Below are 26,356 nucleotides of genomic sequence, written 5' to 3' on the forward strand. Positions count from 1 at the left end.
CAAGGAAAATCAGTAGGTTAAAGATACATTAGGGAAGAAATATTTTTTTTAATATATTTTTGTAACAAATGTTTGACATCTATACATTTTTTATTTCAATATACCTGCTAACCTATGTAAAAAAATACTAAAATATGGTATAATAACTCTGTATATAAAGATAAATGAAATATTTATAAAAAAGCTTAAAAATAGGATGTTTTAGAAGATTTTGGATTAATGGGGTTTTGAAAAAGGAGAAGAAATGAAAATATTGGTAATACATACAGCGTTTATTGGAGATATTGTATTGTCTACGCCTTTGATACAAAGGTTAAAGGACATGTATCCTGAATCAGAAATTGATTATTTGACATTGCCGACAAATAAAAGTGTGATAAGTAACAATCCAAATTTAAATGAAATAATTCTTTATGACAAAAAAGGGCAAGATAAAGGGATAAAAGGGTTTTTGAGAGTTCTAAAGATTTTAAAACAAAAAAAATATGACTATGCGGTAATTCCACATAGATTTATAAAATCCATATTGCTTGCAAAATTAGCAAAAATTCCTAATATTGTAGGATTTGATGTAGCGACAGGCTCATTTTTGCTAAATAAGAAAGTTCATTATGATATGAAAAAGCATGAAGTAGAAAGATTACTTGATTTAGTAGAATATAAAGGAGAAAAAATTCCAATTAGAATTTATCCTGCAAAAGAAAATTTTACTAAAATTAATAAAATTCTGGGACATCACGGTTACTTTGGAAATGAGGGGCAAAAACTCATATTAGTTGCACCAGGTAGTCAAAGAGCAGAAAAAATGTGGCCGATAGAAAAATATCGTGAGGTTATTGAAAGATTGAAAAAAAATAAAAATTATTTTATTGGTATAACTGGCTCAAAAGCCGAAAAAAATTTATCTCTAAATTTCCCAAATGATAAAAATGTTATTGATTTTCGTGGAGAAATTAATCTTGTAGAATTTGGAGCTTTGATTTCAAAGGCTGATATTGTCGTTGGAAATGATAGTTCTCCAATTCATATTGCAAGTGGATTTGAAAAACCTTTTGTGATTGGGATTTTTGGTCCAGGAAAGCGAGATTTGGGTTTTTTTCCATATACTGAAAAAAGTAATGTTATTGAGGATAATGAATTTTATGAAAATAACATTGTGAAAATTCCTGAGAAAAGACACGAATATAAAAAAGATTACTATAAAGGAATTCCTTTAATTAGTGTGGATAGAGTCTTTAAAGAAATTATGAATCGGATTTAAGATAAAGTTATCGTTTTAAAAATAAAAAAAGAAAGAGAACTTATATTATGAATAAAAAAATTAATTTAATTATAAATAAAACAGGATTTGTTTTTTGTTTATTGGCTGGAATTGCTTTGTTTTTATCAGAAAAATTTGAAAATAACATTGTGATACATGCCTTATTATTAGCATTTGTAATTTCTATGATTTTTAGAGAAAATCGAAAAAAATTCTTTGAAAATTTAGACATAGAATTTTCTATAGAGTTATTGCTTTTTGTGTTTGTACCTTTTATAATAGCATATTTTGATGGTGGGATAGATACTCGTTTAGATAATTATCTTTTAAAATATTTGATTTTTTTTCCATTTATATTTTTTATAAGAAGTATGAAGAGAGTTATGATTTTTTTGAAAGCGACTTTGGCTGGAGCTATGATAGTAATGTTTCTTGCAACTTATAATTTTATAAAAGATTATAAGGCCTGGGCAACGCCAATAGGGTCTTATTATCCAAGAATTACTGCAATCTTAACAGTGCAAGACTTTGCTAATATCATGTGTATAGTTTTGTTATTTTTAATATCTTTTCTACTTTTTTACAAAAATGAAGATAAAAAGAAAAATAGGATAATAAAGATAGTTTTAGCTCTAATAACAATATTGACATTGTTTTTAGTCATTGTAAACAGATCTAAAATGGTTTATATTTGTTTATTGCCAACAATTTTTTATATTGCTTTAAAAAAAAGAAAAAGATATATTCTAGCAGTTTTTTTGGTTTGTGTAGGCGGGTATTTTTTATTACCAAGTTCAATTTCAGAAAGAATGCAATACATTGTAAATTATGAAAAAGATCCTTCAAGTAAATTAAGAATAATTTTTTGGAAAACAGGAATGGAAGCTTTTAGGCAAAAGCCGGTACTTGGATGGAAATGGGAAGATAGAAAGGAATTTAATCTTGACTATTATGAAAAAATGGGTGTCAGTAAATATGTGCATGAAAATTTTCTTGATAAATTAAGCGAATGGCCGATTTATTATGTGCATACACACAATACTTATCTTCAATTCCTGCTGGATTTTGGGATTGTAGGAATTTTATTCTTTGTGATATTTTTTGTAAGTACTTTCATGAAGGCAGTTTCTATAAACTTTTCTAAAAATAAGGAAAATATTGATAGCAGGCTGGTTGCTCTTGAAATTGGTACAAAAGCGGCTCTTGCAGCATGGGCAATACAGGGAATTACTGATATAAACCTAAATAATAAATATATGATTATAACTTCAGTAATATTGCTGTTTTTGTTAAATTATTTATGGAAAGAAAAAATAAAACTGGAAAAGGGACAAGATGAAAATGAATAATTACAAATTTAATATTTCAAAACTTGATAGGCTTAACAAAAAATTAAGGCAAAAACCATATAAATATATATACAAGGAAATGATGCCCAAAAAATTATTTAATAAAATCCAAAACAGAGTTTACTTTATAACTCAAAAAATGGTTGGAGAAGACTGGAATGAGCTTTTAAATGAATATTTTACAAAAGGTATCAAAGCAGAGCAAATTAAGCCAAAAAAATCATTTGAGAATGAAAAAATTATATGGCAGTTCTGGGGACAAGGATGGGATTTTGAAAAGTTGCCTGATGTAGTGAAGATAAGCTATAAATCTGTACAAAAATATAAAAAAGACTACACAGTAATACACTTGGATATGAATAATATAAACGATTATCTTGAAATACCAGAATATATTTTACAAAAGCTTGAAGATAAAAAAATAAATTTTGCACATTTTACAGATATAATAAGACTCGCTTTACTAATTAACTATGGTGGAGTATGGATTGATGCGACAATCTTGCTTACAGACTATTTGCCACAGGAATATTTTGAAATGGACTATTTTATGTTCCAAAGAGATGACAGCCTTAGTTTAGAAGAGAAAAAAGATTGGGAAGAATACGATGATTTTTATTTTTCGTGGAATGATGAAATGAAAGTCAGAGTATTAAATAGCGTAATTTTTGCAAAGAAAAACAATGAAGTGTTGAAGGTGTTACTAGATATGCTTCTAATCTTTTGGAAATATAATGATTTAGCACCAAACTACTTTTTCTTTCAAGTGCTGTATACTGAGTTAATTGAAAATTATTACAAGGATAAAAAATGTAAAATTATCTCAGATACATTGACACACGAAATGATAAGGGTCTGGTTTGATAAATTTTCACAGCAAAAGCTAGATGAAATAACTAAAAGAATCAATATTCACAAACTTACATATAAAATTGACGCTGGAAAACGGAATACAGCAGGAAGTTTTCTAGAACATTTTAAAAAAATGTATGAAATAGACTAAAATAACTGTATAAAGTGATTAAAATAATATTTTTTACAATATTTCTTTTAAAAAATTTATAATAATATAAATTTTAAATTTTTAGAGTATTGTAGATTGATATAAAAAAGAATATTTTTATAGTAATTAAGAATGGGGAAAAAATGAAAGTATTGGTATTGCACGGACATCTTAGTATGGGTGGCGAAGAAAGAGTTTTACTTAGTGTTTTAAAAAATCTGGTGGAACTGAATTACGATGTTGATTTACTTATAACTTGGAATCATCGAGAAAATAACTTATTCGAAAATGAAATTCCTGAAAAGGTAAATTATAAATTCTTATTTGATAACTATAATGGTAAAAATAAACTTATTAAAGAAATTTATCGAATAAGGGCAAAGGCAACTTATTTGAAAAAGGTTGAAAAAATAATAAAAGAAAATAAATATGATGTTATTATAGATTATTCTTCAAATTTATTGAAATATAATAATTTTGATATAAAAGTTCCAGTATTTGCCTGGATTCATTTCTCACTTACTTTTGGAGAGAAACTAAGTGCAGACAAAATAGAAAAATATAGAAAACAATATAAAAAATATGATAAGATACTGGCAATCTGTGATACAATGAGAGATGAATTTGTAGAAATTTTAGGAATGGATAAAAACAAAGTGGAACTTGTTTACAATCCGATAGATTTAGAAGCTATTCGTAAAAAAGCTGAAAATATTGATAAAAAGTATGAAAATTATTTAAAGCAGGACTATTTCCTGCAAGTTTCACGTTTGACAGAACAAAAGCAGCCTGAACATCTTGTCGATATTTACTATAAATTAAAACAGCGTGGAATAAAGGAGAAGCTTTATTTCATTGGAAATGGTGAAAAAGTGGAGCTGATTAAACAAAAAATTAAAGAATATAAGCTGGAAGACGATGTAATTCTGCTTGGGCAAATTGAAAATCCGTATCCATTCTTTAAAAATGCTAAATTATTTGTGCATACTGCAAAATATGAAGGTTTGCCAACTGTATTGCTGGAAAGCCTTACTTTGGGAACACCTGTTGTTGCATATGACTGTCCTACGGGACCAAAGGATATATTAGGAAAAAATAGTGAATATGGGAAATTGATTCCTTTAAACGATAAAGATGTATTTGTAGAAAAAGTTTGTGAATTGATGAATGATGATGAAAAATATAAAAATTATAGAAAAATATCATTAGTTAGAGCTGATGATTTTTCAATGAAAAATAATAAAATAAAATTACAGACATTAATAGAGAATATTAAATAAATATATTGACACTATATGATTTAGATAGCACATTTGAAATACTGTAAAAAGTTAAAACTTGAATGGTAGACTCTAATATAAGGAAAGGTTATACATGGATATAATAAACAGTATAAAATCTAAAATAATAATATGGCTATTTGGTACTAAAAAAAAGTATAAAGATATTGATTTAAAAAAAGTAAATACTATATTGCTTAATCCAAAGGATTCTATTGGGGATACGTTAATGTCTTTTTGTTATGCAAGGCAACTAAAAAAAATGTATCCTAGTGCAAAATTGGGAATTATAGTAACAGACAGAAATATGGAATTTACAAAACTGTGTAATGAAAATGAAAAAATAATTGATAGTATTGTAAAACGTAAGGATGTGCTTAAAAATCGTAAAAAGTGGGATTTATTATTGGATTTTTTGAGCAAGGAAAATACGAAGCGTATGATTTGGAAAAAAATATTAAGTCCAAAAATTACAATGATTTTTGGAGAAAGTGACGAGAAGCATTATTATAACAGAAAAAATTTAAAAAATTATGATTTTGACTGTACTCCACCAATTGAAACTCATATTATTGATTATCTTATAAATTCTGAATTTTCAAAATATTTTAAGATAAAAAATGAAAAGCCGCATATAGAAATTTTAGAAAAAGACATTGTTAAAATGGAAAAATTTTGGAAATCTGATTCTGAAAAATTTGATTCAAAAATAAAAATTTTATTAGTTCCGCAAGGTAGCGATAGAGAAATGAAAGCTAAAGAGGTTGCCGAACTGTTAAATAGCATTGAAAAAGAAATAAGAAAAAAAGTCAAGATTATCATGGGGAAAACATCAGGAAGTGAAGAATATTACAAAAATTTGATGAGATATGTAAATACAGATTTGGATATTACTTTATCTGAAAAATTTAATATTAGGGAATATGTGTTTTTTATGGCATTGGCTGATTTAGTAATAGGAGTTGATGGAGGAGCGCTTCACATAGCCTCTTCTTTAGATAAGCCATTATTAAGTTTTTATGCTAATGATAAGTATAATATTTTTAGATGGTCACCAAAGACTACCGCTGATAGTCTTCAGGTTGTTTCTAAAAATATTGGAGACCACAATCATACATATGGCTTTCCATTAGCAGAGGCAACGAAATGGTTAAATTCTAAAATAAAAGAATTGTCAGAAAAAAATAATTACGACTAAAGGATTATGCGTTATCCTGAACTAACGTAAATAAAAATATCTGTATAAGGAATAAAAAAAAATAATGAAAAAAATAAATTGGAAATTTTACAGACCATACAGGGATAAGCTGATTGATAAAAAAAATGAAATTTTGAGCCGTATATTTGATAAAAATAAAAAAGATATTAATTTAGTACCTTCAAAAATAAAACGTATTTTATTTTTAAGAACAGATGGCAAAATTGGTGATTATATAATAAGTTCATTTATTTTTAGAGAGATAAAGAAAAATTATCCTAATATACAAATTGATGTTGTTGCCGACAAGTCTTTGGAAAATTTATTAAAATTAAACCCCAATATAGATAAATATTATATTCTTGATAGGAAAAAAATGCATGAGTGGAGAAATATAGTAAAAGTGTTGAGAAAAAATAAATATGATGTATTATTTGATTCAACCGAAGGATTAAAGTATAAGCAGGTTTATCTTTTGAACAGAGTAAATGCCGTTGTAAATGTTGGCTATAATAAAGATGACTATAAGATATATAATAAAAATATAAAACAGAATAATACTTTAAAAATGATTCAAATTTATAGACAGATGATGGAAAGCGTAAATGTTGAAATAAAAGACACAAAATATGATGTTCCTATTTCTGAAGAATCTAGAAAAAATGTAGATAAATTTCTTGAAGAAAATAACGTGAAAGATAAAATAATAGCATTAAATTTTTTTGGAGCATCAAGAGGAAGAAAGATAAACGAGGAAAATGCGCTTATTATAATAAAAAGGCTGGGAGAAATGTATAAGGATTATACAATTATAATTCTAGATTCACCAAATGACAGGGAAACAATACATAATATCCTAAAAAAAACAGACAACAAAAAAGTTTTATTTTTTGAAAAATCTAAAACAATCCTGGATTCTATATCAATAATTAATAGCAGTGATTTAGTAGTGTCGCTTGATACTTCGATTTTACATATTGCTGAAGGATTGAATAAGAAAATAATGGCTTTTTATGGTCCAAAGATTAATAAAAATAAATGGCGTATAAAGGAAGAAGGCAATATATTAATTGATTATCCTGAAAATCGTATTAATGATGTAAATTTTGAAAAAATGTTTGATGAATTATGTCAAAAGAATGCTTTGCCTGCTGTTTAGAAATTAAAAAATATGAAATAGGAGAATGCTGATGAAATTATCCGTAGGAATAATAACTTTTAATGAGGAAAACAGAATTGGGAAAACTTTGGATTCGGTAAGAGAAATAGCTGATGAAATAATAGTTGTAGACAGCGGAAGTAACGACAGAACTGTGGAAATCGCACTTGCGAAGGGAGCAAAAGTTTTTGTAGAAAAATGGAAAGGATATGGACCGCAAAAAAATTCTGTTTTAAAAAAATGCAAAGGTGAATGGATTTTGTTAATAGATGCTGACGAAGTAATATCGCCACAGCTGAAAGTAAAAATAAAATCAATTATAAACAGTGAAAATCCATCAGGTGATGTTTACAAAATTAAACTGCGAAATATAGCTTTTAAAAAAGAAATAAAATTTGGCGGATGGGATGACTATGTAATCAGATTATGGAAAAATGGAAAAGTAAAAATAAATAGCCGTGAAGTACATGAACAGTACCAGACTGACAGTCAAATAAAAAAAATAAAAGAAATGATAATCCATTATACTTACGATAGTATAGAGGAATTTCTTGAAAAATTAAATAGATATACTTCCCAAAGTGCTAAAGAATATATAAAAAAAGGTAAAAACCCAAGTTTTATAAAAATATATTCCAAAATGCTGTTCAGGTTTATAAAGATGTATATTTTGCAATTGGGGTTTCTGGATGGCTATGAAGGGTATTTGCTTGCTAAATATAGCTCCATCTATACGATGACAAAATATACAAAATTACGTGAAGAATATTATAATAACTTAGGAAACGATACGTCCCTTGTTATTACTACATACAATTGGCCAAAAGCTTTGGAAGCTTGTTTAAATAGTGCATTAGATCAAACTGTTACACCAAAAGAAATTATAATTGCTGATGATGGCTCAAAGCAGGAAACAATAGATTTAGTAAAAAGATTTCAGCAAAGCTATCCTCAAAGCAATATTATTCATTCGTGGCAGGAAGACAAGGGATTTCGGGCTGGAATGTCTAGAAATAGGGCGATAAGCAAGGCAACAGGTAATTATATAATAATAATTGATGGTGATTTGATATTAAATAGGCATTTTGTTGAAGACCATATAAAAAATATGGAAAGAGGTTGTTTTATTCAAGGTTCACGAGTTATAACTTCACCAGCTGTGGCAAAGGAAATAATGGAAGGCAAAAAAATAAATCTTTTTACAAAAGGACTTAAAAACAATATGAATATGGTGAGAAGTAAACTTCTTTCAAAAATTTTTACAAAAGTAGATAGAAATTTACGTGGAGTAAGATCCTGCAATATGTCATTCTTTAAAGATGATTTAATTAGAGTAAATGGTTTTGAAGAAGAAATAGAAGGCTGGGGAAGAGAGGATAGTGAACTTGCCGTAAGGCTGTTTAATATTGGATGTAAAAAGAAAAAACTCAAATTTGAGGCTTTGACTTGCCATTTATATCATAATGAAAATGATAGAAGCAGGTTGAAAAAAAATGATGAATATTTGGCAAATGCAATAGAAAATAAAAAAACAAAAGCTAAGAAAGGGCTTGATAGATATGAAAGAAGTAACGCTGGTAATAACTAGCTGCGGAAGATTCGATCTGCTGGAAGAAACGCTTGACAGCTTTTTTGAATACAACACTTATCCAATTAAAAAGATAATAATTACAGAAGACAGTACTGAAGGGAAAAAATTGGAGAGATTAATTTCAAAATATAACGATAAAAATAATAATTTCAAGCTTATAGTTAATGAAACACGGCTGGGGCAATTAAAGTCAATTGACAAGGCTTACCGTGAGGTTGATACTAAGTATATTTTTCACTGTGAAGATGACTGGAAATTTTTGAAAAAAGGTTTTATTGAAAAATCAATGGAACTGATGGAGGAAGATGAAAAAATTCTAGTTGTTGGACTACGTGATAAAAAAGATTTTGCAAAAGATTTTTTTTATGATGAAGATTATATTTCAAAAAATGGTGAAAAATATTATAGTGTAAAAGGTGAAATATTTACTTATAATCCAGCCCTAAGAAGAAAAAAAGATATGGACTTATTTGGACTTCACGAAAAATTGGAAAATCAGAGATATGAGGAAGTTTTGTCTGATTTTTATAAAGAACATGGGTTTAAAACAGTATTTTTTAAGGAACCATATGTAACACATATTGGAAATAAAAGACACGTTCATTTTAGTAAAAATCGTAAAAATACTGTATTAAGCTTTAAAATTGATAGATTGATAAAAAAAATCAGAGCAAAAATCTTAAAGTTGAAAGGAAAGTTATAATTATATTTTAATAAATATTTTTCTTATTTTTTAGTTGTTATTTTTTTATGTTTCGTATAAAATATAAGTACAAATGGTTATAATAATTCCATTTTACATTTAATATCAAACTTGTATATCAAACAATCTTAGGTTTGGCTTAAATATTTATAATTTTTGAATTTGTTTTTAAAATAATATAAAATTAAAAAGAATAAATATAAAAATCTTTAATTTATGTTGAAGTATAAAATTAATATCTATTAAAATAAAAAATATTTACTAAAGTAATTATTTTTCAGTATTTAGAATAATTTCACTATTTATAAATGAAGGATGGAAAAATGATATATTTAGTTTTAATAATAATTCTACTATTTTTTATATTTGTCATTTATAACAAAACTAGAAAAAATTTTGTTTTATGTCTTATGTATCATAGTGTTGACAGTGAAAAAGGAAAAGGTGGAATTTTTGTAGATGAATTTGAAGAACATATAAAATGGATAAAAGATAAAAAAACTTTTAAAATGGAGGAACTAAAGGGATTAAATTATACATTGCCGAAAAATTCAATATTAATAACTTTTGATGATGGTTATAAAAATAATTACACTTTAGCTTTTCCAATTTTGAAAAAGTATAATATGAAAGCTACGATATTTTTGAATACAAAATTTATTGAAAAAGATGAAGCGTATTTAAACTGGGATGAAGTAAGAGAAATGTATGAAAGCGGACTGGTTGATTTTCAGCTTCACACACATTCTCATCAGTTAACAGTAAAGGATATTGAAGTGCTTGCTTTTTATGATAATGAAAGTTCGCCATATTTTAAAAGAGAAAGCTATAATTTATTTTTTGAAGGAAATTATGATGAAAAAAAAGATATGGAAAAATTAAATGGACTTCCAGTATTTAAATTAAGAAGTAAAATTTCAATTCCTGGATATAAGCCAAAGAAGGACTTTGTAGAAAAATATAGAAATATAACAGAGTTACAAAAAAATAATAAATCTGAAAAAGAAAAAAAAGAATTTTTAAATAAATTATTTAAAGAAAATCAAAAAGAATTTTTTGATAAAGTTAGTGAAGAAGAGTTTAGAAAAATTGTAGAATTTGAAATTCTGGAAAATAAAAAAATTATTGAAGAAAAACTTGGAAAAACTCCAGATTGCCTTGCATATCCTTGGGGTCACCGATACAAAGGGAACCGGGAAGATATAAGAAAATTGGGAGTTGATGTATTTATTACTACAAGAAAAGGCGTAAATCCATTAAAACTTAATAAAAACTGGATTTATCGTGTAAGTGGAGACGATTTTGAGAGTTTTGACGAATTTAAAAATGAACTGACTGATGGAAGCAGTCCATATTATAGAAAATTGAGAAATATTTTTGTAAAAAAACGTTAATCAGATATTTTACAAAAAATGATTTAAAATTTATTTGAGCCTAGAAAAGATTGAGCGAGTTAGAAAAAATAATATTTTTGAAAAAATAACCTACAAATTTTTAGTTCAATTTTAAAATGGTTTTATATAAAAGCAAATAATGAAAGGCAAATTTAGATATATGAAAAAGATAGAACTCGATTTTGGAGTAATTAAAAAATTAAAAAAATATATAAAAAAATATTATATATTAATCATACTAAATCTTTTACTTGCAACAATATCATCTCTTGTTTCTTCAGCTCCAATAGCTTTGATAAAAAGGCTGTTTGATAAAGGTATTGCAGGAAAAAGTGAAAAGGATATTTTGTATGCGGCAGGGGCAATGATAATGCTTGCGGCAGTTGGAGCAGTACTTATGTATTGGAATACAATTTTTTCAACTGTAATTTCATCTTCTATCTATAAGGACATAGTTACTGATATTTATAACAAAATACAGACTTTAGATATGGAATATTTTTCAAGCAAAAAAATAGGGGATATGATGACACGTGTCATGACAGACCCTAGCAATATAAATTCAATTATATTAGAGATTTTTGATATGATTTCTGAAATAATAAAAGTAGTCTTTTTTTTAGGAATAGCATTTTATATAGATTTTGATTTAACTTTAGGAGTCATGGTTGTTACTCCAATCCTTGTAATTACAGTAAGAAGATATGCAAAAAGGCTAAAGCATTCAGGAAGGCAGCGGCAAGAGGCATTAGATGGGCTAAATTCCAAGTTGCAGGAAACATTGTCAGGAATTAGGGTTATAAGGGCATTTGCTACAGAGAAGTATGAAATAAATAATTTTAAGAAAAAAAATAATAATTTAAAAAAAATTGCTGTAAGGTCTGCTAGATACAATGCAAAAGCTAACTCCATTATGGAAGCTTTAAATTATATAATAATAGCGCTTCTATTGATGTTTAGCGGATATCGTGTTTTGAGGGCAAAAAATTTTACGCCTGGAGACTTTGTTACGATAATAGGTGCTATTTCATCAATGTATACACCTGCAAGACGTGCCATAACAAGATTTAATGCAATAAGCGTAAACTTATCTTCAATTACAAGAGTTTCTGAAATCTTAGAAGAAATGCCATCTATTGTAAATAAAGAAAACTGCATAAAATTTGAGAATTTTACAGATGGAATAAGCTTTGAAAATGTAGATTTTGAATATAAAGATAATCCTGAAAAAATATTGAAAAACATTAATTTAGATGTTAAAAAAGGTGAAACAGTTGCCTTTGTAGGGAACTCAGGTGGTGGAAAATCAACACTTGTAAATTTAATACCAAGATTTTTTGATGTATCAAATGGTTCATTAAAAATTGATGGAATTGATGTTAGAGATTATGAAATAAAGAGTTTACGTAAAGCAATAGGAATCGTGCCACAGGAGACATTCCTTTTTTCTGGAACGATACTTAGTAACATAAAATATAGTCGTCAGAATGCTACTTTTGAAGAAGTTGTAGAAGCTGCAAAACAAGCTAATGCACATGAATTTATTGAAAATCTTCCTGATGGATATGATACAGAAATTGGAGAACGCGGAGTAAAATTATCAGGTGGACAGAAACAAAGGATTGCAATTGCACGTGCAATCTTAGAAAATCCTCAAATATTAATTTTGGATGAAGCAACTTCAGCTCTTGATAATGAGTCTGAAAAGCTGGTTCAGGACGCACTTGAAAAACTTATGGAAGGAAAAACAACATTTATTATCGCTCATAGGTTGACAACAATCGAAAATAGTAATAAAATAGTAGTGATACAGAAAGGTGAAATAAAAGAAGTGGGAAGTCATAATGAATTATTAAGTAAAGATGGAATTTACAAAGCGTTATATAATAAAAACTTTGATAATAATATAAAAAATTAATAAAAATTCAAAATTATGGCATATAAAATTATATTTTACTAAAAAAAATAAAAAGTTAGGAGAGTAAAAATGAAACAGATAAAAGGTATTTTTTTATTTTTGATGTCAATTGTACTTGTGGCATTTGGAAGTCAAGATTCAAAGAACTCGAAAAATTTAGTAAAACAATTAGAAGATGAAACTAAAAAAGTAGGAGATAAAATAAAAGAAGTTAAGGAAGTAAAAACAGCAAAAGTAGAAGCTAAAAAAGAAGAGAAAAAACCTGAACAGAAAAAAGAAGTTCAACAGCAGCCTGTAGCAACAAACGTTCAGGCACAGTCTCAGCCTCAAACACAGCAACCAGCTGTAAATACACCTCCGCAACAACCTGCAGCATTAACAGAAGGTGCAGTTAATCCAGAATTTGCTCTTAATGAAGGTAACAAAGTTAATGGTAAAAAAGAAAATAGAAAAAATAGAAGAAATAATAGAAACGGCTTATCTAAAGCGCCAAGACATAGCCGTTTAAAAGACAGTTCGGCAGCAGCACCAAAAGAAACTACATCAAAAGTTAAATCTCAAGATTCTGCTCCAAAATCATCTGGAAGCAGCAGTTCTGGTGGTAGTGGAAGTAGCAGTTCAGGTTCATCTTCGTCAGGTGGAGGAGATTCAAGCTCTTCAGAATAGTAGTAGTAACTCAAATTTTTTGAAAACATAGTTAATGCAAGTTAAATAAATTTTTGATTTTAGTAACTAATTATAGAAAATTATATTTATCAAAACATGGAAATATCAAAATATAAAAGAAAGGTAGTGAAATTTAATATGTTTAGAAGTAGGAGAAAAGAATTACAGGAAAATTTAACAAAAACTAATATAGATATTTTAGTATCTCTAATTCCCATGTTGCTTGTAGCATTTTTTGTTTATGAAATAACACCAGTTTTAGTGATATTATCAGCAGTTATTGCTTCAGAACTGATAGAAATAATATTTTCATTCTTAATACAGAAGAACAGAGATGCTTTAAAAGATTTTTCGGGAGTTGTAATAGGGGCTTTAACAGGGTTTGTACTTGCTCCATTTACACCATTTTACGTAGCGGCATTTGCTGGTGGAATGGCCACACTGTTTGGAAAAGTTATATACAGAGGAATGGATAAGAAAATTTTTAATCCTGTGATTTTGGGAAAACTATTTGTGTTAACATTTTTCCCAGCAGTTCTTGCACCTAATTCTACAGCATGGACTAATTCAGAAATTTTGAATATTTCCAATGAAAAGATATCAGGGTTGGCATCTTTGATTTTAATAAATAAAGGTATAATTGGTGAATTTTCAATAATTGCAATGGTTTTAGGAGCTATATATTTAATGTTTAGAACAAAAATAACTTGGCATGTGTCGGTAGCATTTTTTGTTACAATTTTCATTGGATATTATGTATCTTCTAGTCGTAATGTAGATGTAACGACTTCGCTTGGAGAAGTAATATTTATGGGAATTTTTGTTTTGACAGATACGTTCACTACTCCTCAACATGGGTTTGGAAAAATATTCTTTGGATTTTTAGCTGGACTTTCCACAGTAATATTCTGGTTTTTAGGAATTCATACTGAAGCAATTATTTATTCAGTGTTAATTTTGAACCCTTTCACAAAACCTATAAATACAATTTTCAAGCCAAATGTATTTGGTGAGGAATCAGTTTCCTTTGCTGAAATAATACAAGGGATTGGTTTTGCAATTATTGTAGTTTTAATTGTATTTGCAACATCTTACCTGCATACTTATGGATTTATTCCATATATTGTTTATATTTATGTTGTATATGGAATATGGCGATTATACAACAACAGATAAAAATAGGGAAGGCTTTTTATGAACTTTAACTTAAGTTTTTTAGATAAAATAGAAAAATTAAAAGATAAAAAAATAGATATTTTACAATCTGAAAATAATTTTTACCGCGGTGCAATTCCGTGGTTTTTATTATGTTCAGAAAAGAAAAAGATAATTTATATTTCCACATCCAACAGAAATTTGGAAAATTATCATGCAATGCTGGAAAATTACTATGAAATGTCAGAAAAACAAAAGGATATTTTAATAAAAAAATCTAAAACTGGTAAAAAAAATATTAAAGAAAGTAAAAATAAACTAGAAGATAAAAAAATAATTGATATTTTTGAAAATATTTCACAAAATAAAGAAGATATTACTGGAATAAATATAAGACTGTTGGATATTTTAAAAAATCAGGAAAAATTTATTTTATTTGTGAATTTACAGATTACTTTGGATATTTTTTTTGAAAAAGTTAAGTTTTTTTCCTTTGAGATTGGAAAAGAATATAGTTTTACGAAAATTGTGGAATTTCTTGTAGAAAATGGGTATGAAAATTCATATTTGATTGAGAAAAAGGGTCAGTACAGCAGACGTGGGGATATTCTTGATATTTTTCCGCCAGATTTGGAAAATCCTGTTAGACTGGAATTTTTTGGGGATGAACTGGAAAGTATAAGAATTTTTGACATTGATAGCCAGATTTCTGTGGAAAAGATGCAAGAAATAAAGGTTTTTGGAAATTTGCTTTCTGGAAATAATTATGAATTGATTGAGCTTATTGATGAACTAAAGGCGGAAGATGTAACGATCGTTATTGAAAATGAGGAATTGCTGGACTATAAAATGGAAGAGTTTATTTTGCTTGACAGAAGCCGTGAGGAAATTTATCGAAAAAGATATGAAAATCTGAAGAAAAAAAGTATTTTTGTTCAGACTAAAAATTTCTCACAGGAGCAGATTGAAACTTTTAGGGATAAAAATAGGCTTGAAAAATTGTCAAAAATTGAAGATATTTATATTTTTACGAATAACTATGAGAAGAAAATGGCTGAATTTGGACAAATTCTGACTGAAAAAGAAAACAATCTGGAAATTGAAAAATATGAGCTGTTTGAAGGATTTATCTTTAGTGATACTTCAGAAAATCCAGATAATAAAAATAGAAAAAATAATTTTATTGTGCTTACAGACAGGGAGCTTGACGGATATATTTACGAGCGAAAGAAAAAAACAACAAAAGCTATAAAATATAAAAAAGTCAATCAGATTATAGAAGGTGACTATGTAATCCACGTTCAATATGGTGTTGGAATTTATAAGGGAATTCAGACAATGGAAGAGCGGGATTATTTGAAAATCAAGTATGCTGACGAGGATATTTTGTATATTCCTGTGGAAAAGCTGGACAGACTTGAAAAATATGTGTCAAATGATACGGAACCGCAGTTATTCAGGCTGGGAACACGTGGATTTAAACGGAAAAGAAAAAAGCTCGAAGAAGATATTCAGAAATTTGCGGCAGAACTTATCAAAATACAGGCAAGAAGACAAAGCCAGAACGGTTTTGTATATCAGAAAGATACTGTGTGGCAGGAGGAATTTGAGGCGAATTTTCCATTTGAAGAAACAGAAGATCAGAGAAATGCCATAAATGATGTGAAAAAGGATATGGAAAGTCCGCAAATAATGGACAGGATTGTCTGTGGAGATGTTGGATATGGGAAAACGGAAGTTGCAATGAGAGCTGCATTTAAAGCAATTGACAATGGAAAGCAGGTTGTTATGGTAGCTCCGACTACAGTGCTTGCAGAACAGCATTTTGAAAGATTTAAAAGAAGATTTGAAAATTATCCAATTACAATTGAGAATTTATCACGGCTTACAAAAAGTAAATCAAAAGATATTTTGAAAAATCTGAAAAGTGGAATTATTGACTTAGTTATTGGAACTCACAGGCTTCTAAGTGATGACGTACAGTTTAAGAACTTAGGGCTTTTAATTATTGATGAGGAGCAGAAATTTGGAGTTAAGGCTAAAGAAAAGTTAAAATCTCAAAGGGAAAAGCTGGATGTGCTGACATTAACTGCGACTCCGATTCCACGTACATTAAATCTTGCGATGCTTGGAATCCGAGAGATTTCCATAATTGACACTCCGCCAACAAACAGGCTTCCCATTATAACAGAAATTCTCGATTGGGATGAGGAAACAATAAAAATGGCAATACTGCGTGAACTATCACGTGATGGGCAAGTTTTCTATATTTATAACGATGTAAAAAATATGAAGGAAAAATTGAAGGAACTGAAGGAAATGCTTCCAGATTTTGTAAAAATAGAATTTATAAATGGACAGCTTCCGCCAAAGGAAATTAAGGATAAGTTGTTGCGTTTTGAAAATGGGCAGTTTGACATTCTGATTGCTTCAACAATTATTGAAAATGGAATTGATGTGGGAAATGCTAACACTATTTTGATTGAAAATTTTACTGGTCTAGGATTATCGCAGGTGTATCAGCTGAAAGGGCGTGTAGGACGTAGCAACAGGCAAGGATACTGTTATTTATTAAAAACGAGAAATATTACAAAGCAGGGACGTCAAAAGGAAGAAAGCATGCTAAAAGTGGAAGGAATAAAATCAGGAGGTTTTCAAATTTCGATGGAAGACTTGAAAATACGTGGTGCTGGGGAAATTTTGGGAGATAAGCAGCACGGAACGATTGAAACTTTTGGATATGATTTATATATAAAAATGCTAAATGAGGAAATTCGTAGGCAAAAGGGCGAGTTCGTCGAAAAAATAGAAAATGTGGAAATTATACTAAATGAAAGAGGATTTATTCCGGAAACATATATTGAAAAAGATGAAAGGCTAAATATCTATAAACGTTTTGCAATGCTGGAAACAGATAGCGAATTAACTGATTTGCTTGATGAAATTAGAGATAGATTTGGGAAAATTCCAGAACAGATGAAAAAATTTATTTTAAGCATTAAATTAAAATTATTTGCTGAAAAATACAAAATTCAGAGAATTTTTGAAACAAGAAATCATTTTGAGCTGTACTTTTTAGGAAACGCTCAAAAAGAACAGGCAGAGTTAAATGAAAAATTTGAGATGAAGAAAGTTGTAAAAACTATTGATGCAGTAAGTCCGAAAGGAAAAAATAAAGAGGAGGATACAGTTGATAATCTTGTTGTAATGAAAGTAAGAAAATCGGATTTTTTAACTGTTGTGGGATGTGAATAAAATTGTCAAAACTTTTAGGTTCAGGGTTAAAGAAGTTTTGTCATAAATATATAAAAGCTTTAGTCAGTTAAAGGCTAGAGCTTTTTTTGTATTTTTTAAAATTAATTATACAAAATTAAATATGATTTTAAATTTTTTCACAAAAGCTATTGACAAAATGAAAAATCGTAGTATACTCAAAGTGGAAGTTGTGTTACAATGGGGTATGCAAAACTTTTGAAAAGACTATTAAATAGTGAAAAAATCAACTAAACTAAACATATTTAAGAACAATAATATTTAAAGCAAAGGAGCTTGAGAAATTATTTATTTTTTTAGTTCCTTTTTTATTTTTGTCAATTAATAATTTTTTATATATAGACAAATTATTGATTTTAGAAAAATTAAGGAGGTGAAAAATTCGAATATTTTGTTAATAAAACAATTTAGGAGGAAAAAACTATGGCAACATTAAATGCACTAGGAATGATTGAAACAAAAGGATTAGTAGCGGCAATAGAAGCTGCCGATGCGATGGTAAAAGCAGCAAACGTTACTCTAATCGGAAAAGAACACGTAGGTGGAGGACTAGTATCAGTATTAGTAAGAGGAGACGTAGGAGCAGTTAAGGCTGCAACAGATGCAGGAGCTGCGGCTGCCGAAAGAGTAGGAGAATTGATTTCAATTCACGTAATCCCACGTCCACATGCTGAAGTTGAGACAATTCTGCCAAAAGGAAGAGAATAATTTTTAAGTTCTTAAAATGACATAGCATATAAACAATGTTTATAAATAAAATTTTTAGGAGGAAAAAACTATGGCAACATTAAATGCACTAGGAATGATTGAAACAAAAGGATTAGTAGCGGCAATAGAAGCTGCCGATGCGATGGTAAAAGCAGCAAACGTTACTCTAATCGGAAAAGAACACGTAGGTGGAGGACTAGTAACAGTATTAGTAAGAGGAGATGTAGGAGCAGTTAAGGCTGCAACAGATGCAGGAGCTGCGGCTGCTGAAAGAGTAGGAGAATTGATTTCAATTCATGTAATCCCACGTCCACATGCTGAAGTTGAAACTATTTTGCCTAGATAAAGGGATTTTTAGAAAGGATTTGTCAGATGGAAGAAGAAAAAAAACAGAGAATGATACAGGAATATGTGCCCGGTAGACAGTTGACTCTGGCTCACATAATTGCAAATCCACAAAGAGATTTATCAAAAAAGATAGGGCTTTCCGAAAATAATACAAATGCAATAGGAATACTTACAATAACTCCGGGAGAAGCGGCAATAATTGCGGCAGATCTGGCTACTAAAAGTGCAGGAGTTGAAATAGGATTTGTTGACAGGTTTACAGGATCGGTTGTAATAAACGGAGATGTGGGAAGCGTAGAAGCTGCTGTAAATGAAGTAGTTTCATATTTTAAAAATGTACTAAGATTTAGCATAACTCAAATAACGAGGTCATAAAATTGAAAAAGATACTTTTAATAGGAAAATCAATGTGCGGTAAGACAACATTGACTCAAAGAATACACGGTCTGGATATACAATATGAAAAAACACAGATGTTAAAGTATTCTGATGATATTTTAGATACGCCTGGTGAATATATGGAAAATAGAATGCTTTACAAGGCTTTGATTATAAGTTCGTATGACTGTGATGTTATAGGAATGGTTCAGGCGTGTAATGAGGAGCATAATGTTTTTCCGCCAGGATTTTCCACAGCTTTTACAAAACCTGTAATTGGAATTGTAACAAAATCTGATTTGGGTGGAGATGTGGAAAGAGCTTGTGAAATATTAGAAAATGCAGGAGCCCAAAAAGTTTTTGTTGTAAGTTCTTATGAAAATAAAGGAATTGAAGAGCTTGTCAAATATCTGGAAGATGATAACGGGCAGTTAGAAGGTGATAAATAAATGGATTCGTACGGATATGTGGAAACACGGGGACTTGTAACGGCAATAGAGGCTGCCGATGCTGCATTGAAAGCTGCTAATGTAACATTGACAAACTATTACTATGTAAAAGGTGGAATTGTAACCATTGAAGTGATGGGAGATGTTGCTGCTGTAAATGCCGCTGTGGAGGCTGCCGTTGAAAGTGCTAAAAGACTTGGCAATTTCCTGAGTAGCAATGTCATTGCGAGAGTGGCTGCTGAAACGAAGAAAATCCTAATAAGTGATAATGGAAAAAAATCAGATGAAAAGACAGTTGTCCAAGAAAAATCTGAAGAAAAAGTTATTGAAGAAACTCTAGAAGAGAAAATAGATGAACGGTCAATAGTTGAGAATACAGATAAAAAAGAGGCAATAGTTGAACAAACGGAGGATATAGTAGTAAAAGAGCCTGCTCAAGAGATTTTTGAAAAAGCATCTGAAGAAATTTCAGAAAAAATTGAAATAGCAGAAATAATCGAAGATGCGCATCAAAAAGAAGAAGTAAAAGCAGAATTAAGTGACGGCAATCAGGAAAATAAGGAAATTTCACTAAAGAAAGATTCCAAAAAAAAAGAAGACGAAATAAAAAAATTGAGAAAAGAATATCAGGATACGAAGGTAGTCGACTTAAAAACAAAGGTAAATAACCTTAAACTTGGCTATACTTGGAATCAGATAAAGACAATGCCAAAGAAAAAATTGATAGAAATTTTGATAAAAAATAATCAGGAGGAATAGAGATGGCAACATTAAATGCATTAGGAATGATTGAAACTAAAGGATTGGTAGCGGCAGTAGAAGCTGCAGATGCGATGGTAAAAGCTGCAAATGTTACTTTAATTGGGAAAGAACACGTAGGAGGAGGATTAGTAACAGTATTAGTAAGAGGAGATGTAGGAGCAGTTAAAGCTGCAACAGATGCAGGAGCTGCGGCTGCTGAAAGAGTAGGAGAATTGATTTCAATTCACGTAATTCCTCGTCCTCATACTGAAATTGAAGCTATATTGCCTAAAGCAAGAGTAGTTGAGGGTGAATAAGAGAACTTAAAGTAATCAGATAACAGTGATTATTTATAGAAAGGACAAATTATGGATAAAGATTTACAATCAATACAAGAAGTAAGAGATTTATTAAATAGCGCAAGTAAAGCATTTGAAGAATATAGTCAGTTCTCGCAAGCTCAAATTGATGAAATAGTAAGGGAAATCTGTGAAGAAGCCCAAAAACATGAAGTTGAGCTAGCAAAACTTGCTAATGAAGAAACAGGATTTGGACGTTGGGAAGACAAAGTTCTAAAAAATAGACTTGCTTCAGTAGGAGTATATGAAGCTATAAAAGATCAGAAGACAAAAGGAATAATTCTTGATGACAAGGAAAAAGGGATAACTGAAATAGGAGTTCCAATGGGTATAATTGCAGCCTTGATTCCATCAACTAATCCTACTTCGTCAACAATTTATAAAATAATGATAGCATTAAAGGCAGGAAACGCAGTAATTGTAAGCCCTCACCCAAATGCAAAGGACTGTATAATTAAGACTGCAGAATACTTGATAAAAGCTGCTGAAAGAAAAGGTGCTCCAAAAGGACTCATTGGAGTTATAAAAACACCTACATTACAAGCTACACAAGAACTTATGAAACATAAAAAGACTTCATTAATTCTTGCAACAGGTGGAGAAGCGATGGTAAAAGCTGCTTATAGTTCAGGAACACCTGCAATAGGGGTAGGACCTGGAAATGGACCTGCGTTTATTGAAAGAAGTGCTGATATAAGAAAAGCCGTTAAAAGAATTATCGACAGTAAAACTTTTGATAATGGAGTAATTTGTGCTTCAGAACAATCAATAGTTACAGAAGAAGTAATTAAAAATCAAGTAGTAGATGAACTAAAAAGACAAGGAGCATATTTCCTTAACAAAGATGAAAGAAATAAAGTTGGAAGTATCCTTATGCGTGCAAACAACACAATGAATCCAAAAATAGTTGGAAAAACAGCCTTATATATAGCTGCAATGGCAGGAATAACAGTCCCTACGACTACAAAAGTGCTTGTTTCTGAAGAAACAGAAGTTTCTCACTTGAACCCTTATTCAAGAGAAAAATTATGTCCTGTATTAGGATTTTATACAGAAGAAACTTGGGAAAAAGCATGTGAAAAATGTATAGAAATTCTTGAAAATGAAGGAATTGGACATACAATGTCAATGCACACAAATAATGAAAATATCGTAAGAGAATTTTCATTGAAAAAACCTGTGTCAAGATTGCTTGTAAATACAGCTGCGGCACTTGGAGGAGTAGGAGCAACAACTAATCTTTTACCTGCGTTTACATTAGGATGTGGAACTGTTGGAGGAAGTTCAACTTCTGACAATATTGGACCATTAAACCTTATAAATATTAGAAGAGTAGCTTATGGTACAAAGGAACTGGAAGAATTGAAAGAAGAAGGTTCATGTGTAAATACATGTTCAGTTGATAATTCACGAGTGAACGAAAATGAAATTGAAGATATCATAAGAAAAGTATTGGACGGAATTATAAAAAAATAGATAGGGTGTGATAAAAAATGCCTGTTATAACAGAAGGAATGCTTAGAAAATTAGATAAGGAAGGGCAGCTTGAAAAAGTACATATAACTGAAAAAGACATCCTTACACCGTCAGCAAGAGAGTTTTTAAATGTGAAAAAAATTGATTTTAGAATAAAAAGATCACAGGATCAAGTTGTGAATAACGAATCAGATAATGTAAACAGAGTTAAAGACTCTCAAGCAAATACTTCCGAAGAAAAAGCCCCTCCAAAAAGACAGTATAAAGACTATATTACAGGAGCAACTTATGATAAAAAGCCTGAATTTATGACTCAACTGTTTGGAAATGAACTTGTTGTAAAAAATCATAAGAGAATTGTTTTACGAGGTAAATTTGATATTTTGCAGGCTGAGGTAATAAGATACTGGAAAAAATACGAAAAGAATAAAAAATTGGAAAGTGACTTTGCACAAGCATACAGATTTGTAAGAGATTTGTTTATAAGTGAAATGACTGATACACCGTTTCAGGAAAGAGATGTTCTTGGATATGACATTGATACATTAAAAGATATAACTCATAATACAATTAAATATTACAAAACAGGACATCTCTTTGAAATAAATGCTGACTTTGATGAAGCAGTCATTGATATAAACTGTCTTAGAGCTTTGTCAAGAGAGTGTGAAGTTGCTGCAGTAGATGCTTTTTATAAGGAAGGGAAGACGGAAAGAGTAGACATGCTAAAGGCACTAAACCGTCTGAGCAGTATATTGTACTTGATGATGTTAAAAGCAAATAACGGAGATTATAAATCATAAGCTCTGAATTGGGAGATATTATGGACAGAAATGAATTGGAGAGAATAATAAGAGATAAGTTGCAGGAAATTCTGACAACAGAAAAAGAAGATACCTTTATGGTGGAAGCGTCAGGTCGTCATGTGCATCTTACCAAAGAACACGTGGAAGCACTTTTTGGAGAAGGATATGAGTTGACACCTGTAAAAGATTTATCACAGCCTGGACAGTTTGCCGCAAAGGAAAGAGTCAGAGTAATTGGACCAAAAGGAGAATTTTCGAGTGTTGCAATATTAGGACCATGCAGAAATTTTTCTCAAGTAGAGTTATCACTTACTGACTGCCGTGAAATTGGAGTCAAAGGAGTAATAAGAGAAAGCGGAAAAATTGAAGGAACACCAGGAATACTTATAGGTGTAGGTGATAAATATATACAGTTGGATAAAGGACTTATAGTTGCAAGAAGACACATACACATGACAAGTGAAGATGCAAAAAGATTTTCTGTAAATGATGGTGAAACTGTGAAAGTAAAAATTCATAGTGACAGACCATTAATATTTGATGATGTTTTAATAAGAGTAAAGGACAGTTTCAGATTGAGCATGCATATTGATTTTGATGAAGCAAATGCTTGTGGATATACTTCAGGAGTAACTGGAAGCATTGTAAAAGATTAAAGTGAAAAGGGCAGGAGATGAAATGGATACTCAAGATTTAATAGAAGTGCTTGCAAGGGAAGTATTAAAGGAAATTGCCAAAAGAGAAAACCAAAGTTTATCTGAAAATATCAAACATTCTCCTGAAAAATCAATAATAACAGCTTTTTTAGGAAATGATGAAGTCTTGAAGGATGAACTTAAAAAAGAGACATCAGTTGTAGACAATATAAAGTTGGACAGTACATGGGAAGAAATAGAAAAAAATGAAAATAAAAAGAGACTTGTTGTATCAACTCTTGGAATAAATGATTTAATTGATCTCTCACAAGGGAAAAAAAGTATCATAACAGAATTCCTTTTCAATGAAGGAGAAGTTCTGCTTGTGGAAGAAGGGCTGGAATATAAAAAATATACTAAACCTGCTGCATTAATAAGCCTTTATGACGAATATGTCAAAAAAGTTCAAGAATTTGGAATAAAGGTTGTGAAAAGAACAGAAGTAAAAAATGTTTTTGATGCTAAAGAAAAAGTGTATCTGAAAGGTTTGGTAACAGAAAGCAGGCTTAGAAAGCTAGGATTAAAAAATCAGATGCTTGAAGTTGACGCAAAATCTAAAGTAACTTCCCTTGCGATGGATTATATAAAAGAAAATAGCATTGAACTGTGCTATGAAAGAGGACAATAACATGTTAATTGGAAAAGTTGTAGATAATGTCTGGGCAACAAGAAAGGATGAAAAGCTAAGAGGACTAAAACTTATGGTAGTTGAAGTGGAAGGTACAGGTGAAGGTCATGGAAGCAGAAAAATGGTTGCAGCCGATTATATCGGTGCTGGACAGGGCGATAAGGTAATAATTGTTACTGGAAGTTCTGCAAGACATGTATTTGATGCTGAAACTCCTGTAGATGCGACTATTGTAGGAATAATAGACAGTTTGGAATCGGAAAAGGAGTAAAAAAATGGGAAAAAGATTGATAACAGTAAAAAATCTTTTTGAATATATTCAAGATAAGGAACTGGTGGTTCAGGCTGATATGATTATTACTCCCGGAGCAAAAGACATGATCAGAGAACAAGGAATAGAAGTGAGATACGAAAAGACTTGTGGCATATCAAACTCTGCATCGGGAAATGAAATCAGAAAAAATACAAGAGATTGTGAAGATTTGGAAAAGAAAGTAATTGAAATACTTGTAAAAAATTACAAAATTACAGATTCTGACACAATCCGAAAAATATTATCCAAAATAAAGGAATTATAGTAAGATTACTTTAGAATAAAATTTAAAAGTAATAACTATTTTCTCAACTCTAGACTATTTAGACTTATTAGCTAAATATTATGGAGATTGAGGGTACAATAGAAAGGAAGTGGATTTAATGGGTTTATTTCAAATAAAGCCGGATATTCATTACGGAGCTAATTCTTTGGATATATTAAGAACAATGGAAATCGAAAAAGTATTTTTAGTAACAGACGAGAATATGGTCAAACTAAAAGTAGTGAATAGAATAACAAATATCTTAAAATCAAGAGGAATAGATGCTAAAATATATTCGGATGTTAAACCAGATCCCACAGATGAAGAAATTATAAAGGGTATGCTTGAGCTTAGTGCTTATGATCCTGACTGCATAATAGCACTAGGAGGAGGATCACCGATAGATGCCTGTAAATCAATGATTTATTTTACAAATAAAATAAAAAGGGCAATGGGAGAATATAAAAAGCCTAAATTTATTGCAGTTCCAACAACAAGTGGAACAGGATCAGAAGTAACATCTTATGCAGTTGTTACAACTCAAAGTAAAAAAATACCGCTAAGTGACAGTGAAATGCTGCCTGATATAGCAATTTTAAATCCAGAGTTTATAAAAACTCTTCCGCCATCAATAATTGCGGATACAGGAATGGATGTTTTGACACACGCTATAGAAGCTTATGTTTCAAGATCTAGAAACTTGTTTACAAATACACTTGCCATAGGAGCAATAAAAACTGTTTTTGCTGATTTGGTAAGCAACTTTGAAAATCCTGAACTTGAAAGAGAAAGAATTGATTTACAGATTGCTTCATGTATGGCAGGAGTAGCATTTAGCAATGCAGGACTGGGAATAAACCACAGTATAGCACATTCGCTAGGGGCAAGATTTCATAAACCGCATGGACGGCTTAATGCGATAATAATGCCAAAAGTTATAGAGTTTAATGCACAAAATAAAAATGCGGCTAGATATTATCGTGAAATTGCTGAAGCATTGGGATTTGCACCTAAGGAAGATGCAGAAGGAGTAGAAATTTTAGCAAAAGCTATTAAAATGCGAGCCGCTAAAATGTCGATACCAGGTAGCTTAAGAGAACTTGGTATACCTGAAGATCAATATTTTTCAGAAATGGAAAGCGTAATTGATCAGATAGAAAATGATATGTGTACTGGGGAAAACCCAAGAAGATTTAGCAGAATAGAAATGAAGCAGCTACTGACAGATTTATATTAAATT

General features: G+C 29.9%; 26 protein-coding genes. All 26 read left to right on the plus strand.

Annotated features, from left to right (window positions below):
- Positions 1-244 precede the first annotated feature (244 nt).
- The 26 genes from ACEG17_RS09105 (at position 245) to ACEG17_RS09230 (ending at position 26,353) form a co-directional block, all read left to right on the plus strand.
- Entirely contained in the window at positions 245-1,261 is a 1,017-nt protein-coding gene (locus tag ACEG17_RS09105; RefSeq protein ID WP_372583469.1) for a glycosyltransferase family 9 protein, read from the plus strand.
- Between the two features lie 47 nt (positions 1,262-1,308).
- A complete protein-coding gene (locus tag ACEG17_RS09110; protein WP_372583470.1) occupies positions 1,309-2,610 on the plus strand; it encodes an O-antigen ligase family protein in 1,302 nt (433 codons plus the stop codon).
- Positions 2,603-3,613 carry a capsular polysaccharide synthesis protein gene (locus ACEG17_RS09115; protein WP_372583471.1) on the plus strand — a complete coding sequence of 337 codons (1,011 nt, stop codon included), beginning with the start codon at positions 2,603-2,605 and terminating at the stop codon, positions 3,611-3,613. The genes ACEG17_RS09110 and ACEG17_RS09115 overlap by 8 nt, the downstream gene beginning before the upstream one ends.
- A 143-nt stretch (positions 3,614-3,756) precedes the next feature.
- The gene (locus tag ACEG17_RS09120) at positions 3,757-4,893 is read left to right on the plus strand and encodes a glycosyltransferase (protein ID WP_372583472.1); all 1,137 of its coding nucleotides are present in this window, start codon (positions 3,757-3,759) and stop codon (positions 4,891-4,893) included.
- Between the two features lie 94 nt (positions 4,894-4,987).
- Positions 4,988-6,091, plus strand: coding sequence for a glycosyltransferase family 9 protein (locus ACEG17_RS09125; RefSeq protein ID WP_372583473.1), 1,104 nt, complete (start codon positions 4,988-4,990; stop codon positions 6,089-6,091).
- A gap of 64 nt (positions 6,092-6,155) precedes the next feature.
- Positions 6,156-7,250 carry a glycosyltransferase family 9 protein gene (locus ACEG17_RS09130; RefSeq protein WP_372583474.1) on the plus strand — a complete coding sequence of 365 codons (1,095 nt, stop codon included), beginning with the start codon at positions 6,156-6,158 and terminating at the stop codon, positions 7,248-7,250.
- Positions 7,251-7,281: 31 nt separating this feature from the next.
- Entirely contained in the window at positions 7,282-8,838 is a 1,557-nt protein-coding gene (locus ACEG17_RS09135; protein ID WP_372583475.1) for a glycosyltransferase family 2 protein, read from the plus strand.
- Positions 8,810-9,544, plus strand: coding sequence for a glycosyltransferase (locus ACEG17_RS09140; protein WP_372583476.1), 735 nt, complete (start codon positions 8,810-8,812; stop codon positions 9,542-9,544). Before ACEG17_RS09135 ends, ACEG17_RS09140 begins: the two co-directional genes overlap by 29 nt.
- A gap of 323 nt (positions 9,545-9,867) precedes the next feature.
- Positions 9,868-10,938 carry a polysaccharide deacetylase family protein gene (locus ACEG17_RS09145; protein ID WP_372583477.1) on the plus strand — a complete coding sequence of 357 codons (1,071 nt, stop codon included), beginning with the start codon at positions 9,868-9,870 and terminating at the stop codon, positions 10,936-10,938.
- Positions 10,939-11,098: 160 nt separating this feature from the next.
- Positions 11,099-12,856, plus strand: a complete 1,758-nt coding sequence (locus ACEG17_RS09150) for an ABC transporter ATP-binding protein (RefSeq protein WP_372583478.1) — start codon at positions 11,099-11,101, stop codon at positions 12,854-12,856.
- Positions 12,857-12,925: 69 nt separating this feature from the next.
- On the plus strand, positions 12,926-13,522 hold the full coding sequence (locus ACEG17_RS09155; RefSeq protein ID WP_372583479.1) for a hypothetical protein: 597 nt from the start codon (positions 12,926-12,928) through the stop codon (positions 13,520-13,522).
- A 138-nt stretch (positions 13,523-13,660) separates the two neighbouring features.
- Positions 13,661-14,698, plus strand: a complete 1,038-nt coding sequence (locus ACEG17_RS09160; RefSeq protein ID WP_372583480.1) for an RnfABCDGE type electron transport complex subunit D — start codon at positions 13,661-13,663, stop codon at positions 14,696-14,698.
- A gap of 18 nt (positions 14,699-14,716) precedes the next feature.
- The gene (gene mfd / locus ACEG17_RS09165) at positions 14,717-17,932 is read left to right on the plus strand and encodes a transcription-repair coupling factor (RefSeq protein WP_372583481.1); all 3,216 of its coding nucleotides are present in this window, start codon (positions 14,717-14,719) and stop codon (positions 17,930-17,932) included.
- A 441-nt stretch (positions 17,933-18,373) separates the two neighbouring features.
- Positions 18,374-18,658 (plus strand): BMC domain-containing protein, encoded by a 285-nt coding sequence (locus ACEG17_RS09170; RefSeq protein WP_021743440.1) that lies wholly within the window; start codon positions 18,374-18,376, stop codon positions 18,656-18,658.
- A 70-nt stretch (positions 18,659-18,728) separates the two neighbouring features.
- Positions 18,729-19,004 (plus strand): BMC domain-containing protein, encoded by a 276-nt coding sequence (locus ACEG17_RS09175; RefSeq protein WP_006805317.1) that lies wholly within the window; start codon positions 18,729-18,731, stop codon positions 19,002-19,004.
- Positions 19,005-19,030: 26 nt separating this feature from the next.
- Positions 19,031-19,381 (plus strand): ethanolamine utilization microcompartment protein EutS, encoded by a 351-nt coding sequence (gene eutS / locus ACEG17_RS09180; RefSeq protein ID WP_021743442.1) that lies wholly within the window; start codon positions 19,031-19,033, stop codon positions 19,379-19,381.
- A 2-nt stretch (positions 19,382-19,383) separates the two neighbouring features.
- A complete protein-coding gene (locus tag ACEG17_RS09185) occupies positions 19,384-19,833 on the plus strand; it encodes a EutP/PduV family microcompartment system protein (protein ID WP_039900984.1) in 450 nt (149 codons plus the stop codon).
- Positions 19,834-20,592 (plus strand): BMC domain-containing protein, encoded by a 759-nt coding sequence (locus ACEG17_RS09190; RefSeq protein ID WP_372583482.1) that lies wholly within the window; start codon positions 19,834-19,836, stop codon positions 20,590-20,592.
- A 2-nt stretch (positions 20,593-20,594) separates the two neighbouring features.
- Positions 20,595-20,891: a BMC domain-containing protein gene (locus ACEG17_RS09195; RefSeq protein ID WP_299573832.1), complete on the plus strand. Its 297-nt coding sequence runs from the start codon at positions 20,595-20,597 to the stop codon at positions 20,889-20,891.
- Between the two features lie 51 nt (positions 20,892-20,942).
- On the plus strand, positions 20,943-22,409 hold the full coding sequence (locus ACEG17_RS09200) for an acetaldehyde dehydrogenase (acetylating) (RefSeq protein ID WP_299573828.1): 1,467 nt from the start codon (positions 20,943-20,945) through the stop codon (positions 22,407-22,409).
- 17 nt (positions 22,410-22,426) lie between these two features.
- On the plus strand, positions 22,427-23,212 hold the full coding sequence (locus tag ACEG17_RS09205; RefSeq protein WP_372583483.1) for a cobalamin adenosyltransferase family protein: 786 nt from the start codon (positions 22,427-22,429) through the stop codon (positions 23,210-23,212).
- 20 nt (positions 23,213-23,232) lie between these two features.
- Complete coding sequence (gene eutD, locus ACEG17_RS09210) at positions 23,233-23,871, plus strand: ethanolamine utilization phosphate acetyltransferase EutD (protein WP_372583484.1); 639 nt, start codon at positions 23,233-23,235, stop codon at positions 23,869-23,871.
- A 22-nt stretch (positions 23,872-23,893) separates the two neighbouring features.
- Positions 23,894-24,538, plus strand: a complete 645-nt coding sequence (locus tag ACEG17_RS09215) for an ethanolamine utilization protein (RefSeq protein ID WP_372583485.1) — start codon at positions 23,894-23,896, stop codon at positions 24,536-24,538.
- A gap of 1 nt (position 24,539) precedes the next feature.
- A complete protein-coding gene (locus ACEG17_RS09220; protein WP_039900985.1) occupies positions 24,540-24,809 on the plus strand; it encodes a EutN/CcmL family microcompartment protein in 270 nt (89 codons plus the stop codon).
- Between the two features lie 4 nt (positions 24,810-24,813).
- Complete coding sequence (locus tag ACEG17_RS09225) at positions 24,814-25,116, plus strand: hypothetical protein (RefSeq protein ID WP_372583486.1); 303 nt, start codon at positions 24,814-24,816, stop codon at positions 25,114-25,116.
- A gap of 118 nt (positions 25,117-25,234) precedes the next feature.
- A complete protein-coding gene (locus ACEG17_RS09230; RefSeq protein ID WP_372583487.1) occupies positions 25,235-26,353 on the plus strand; it encodes a 1-propanol dehydrogenase PduQ in 1,119 nt (372 codons plus the stop codon).
- Positions 26,354-26,356 lie beyond the last annotated feature (3 nt).

The sequence above is a fragment of the Leptotrichia hongkongensis genome, from assembly GCF_041538065.1.
GTDB lineage: Bacteria > Fusobacteriota > Fusobacteriia > Fusobacteriales > Leptotrichiaceae > Leptotrichia > Leptotrichia hongkongensis.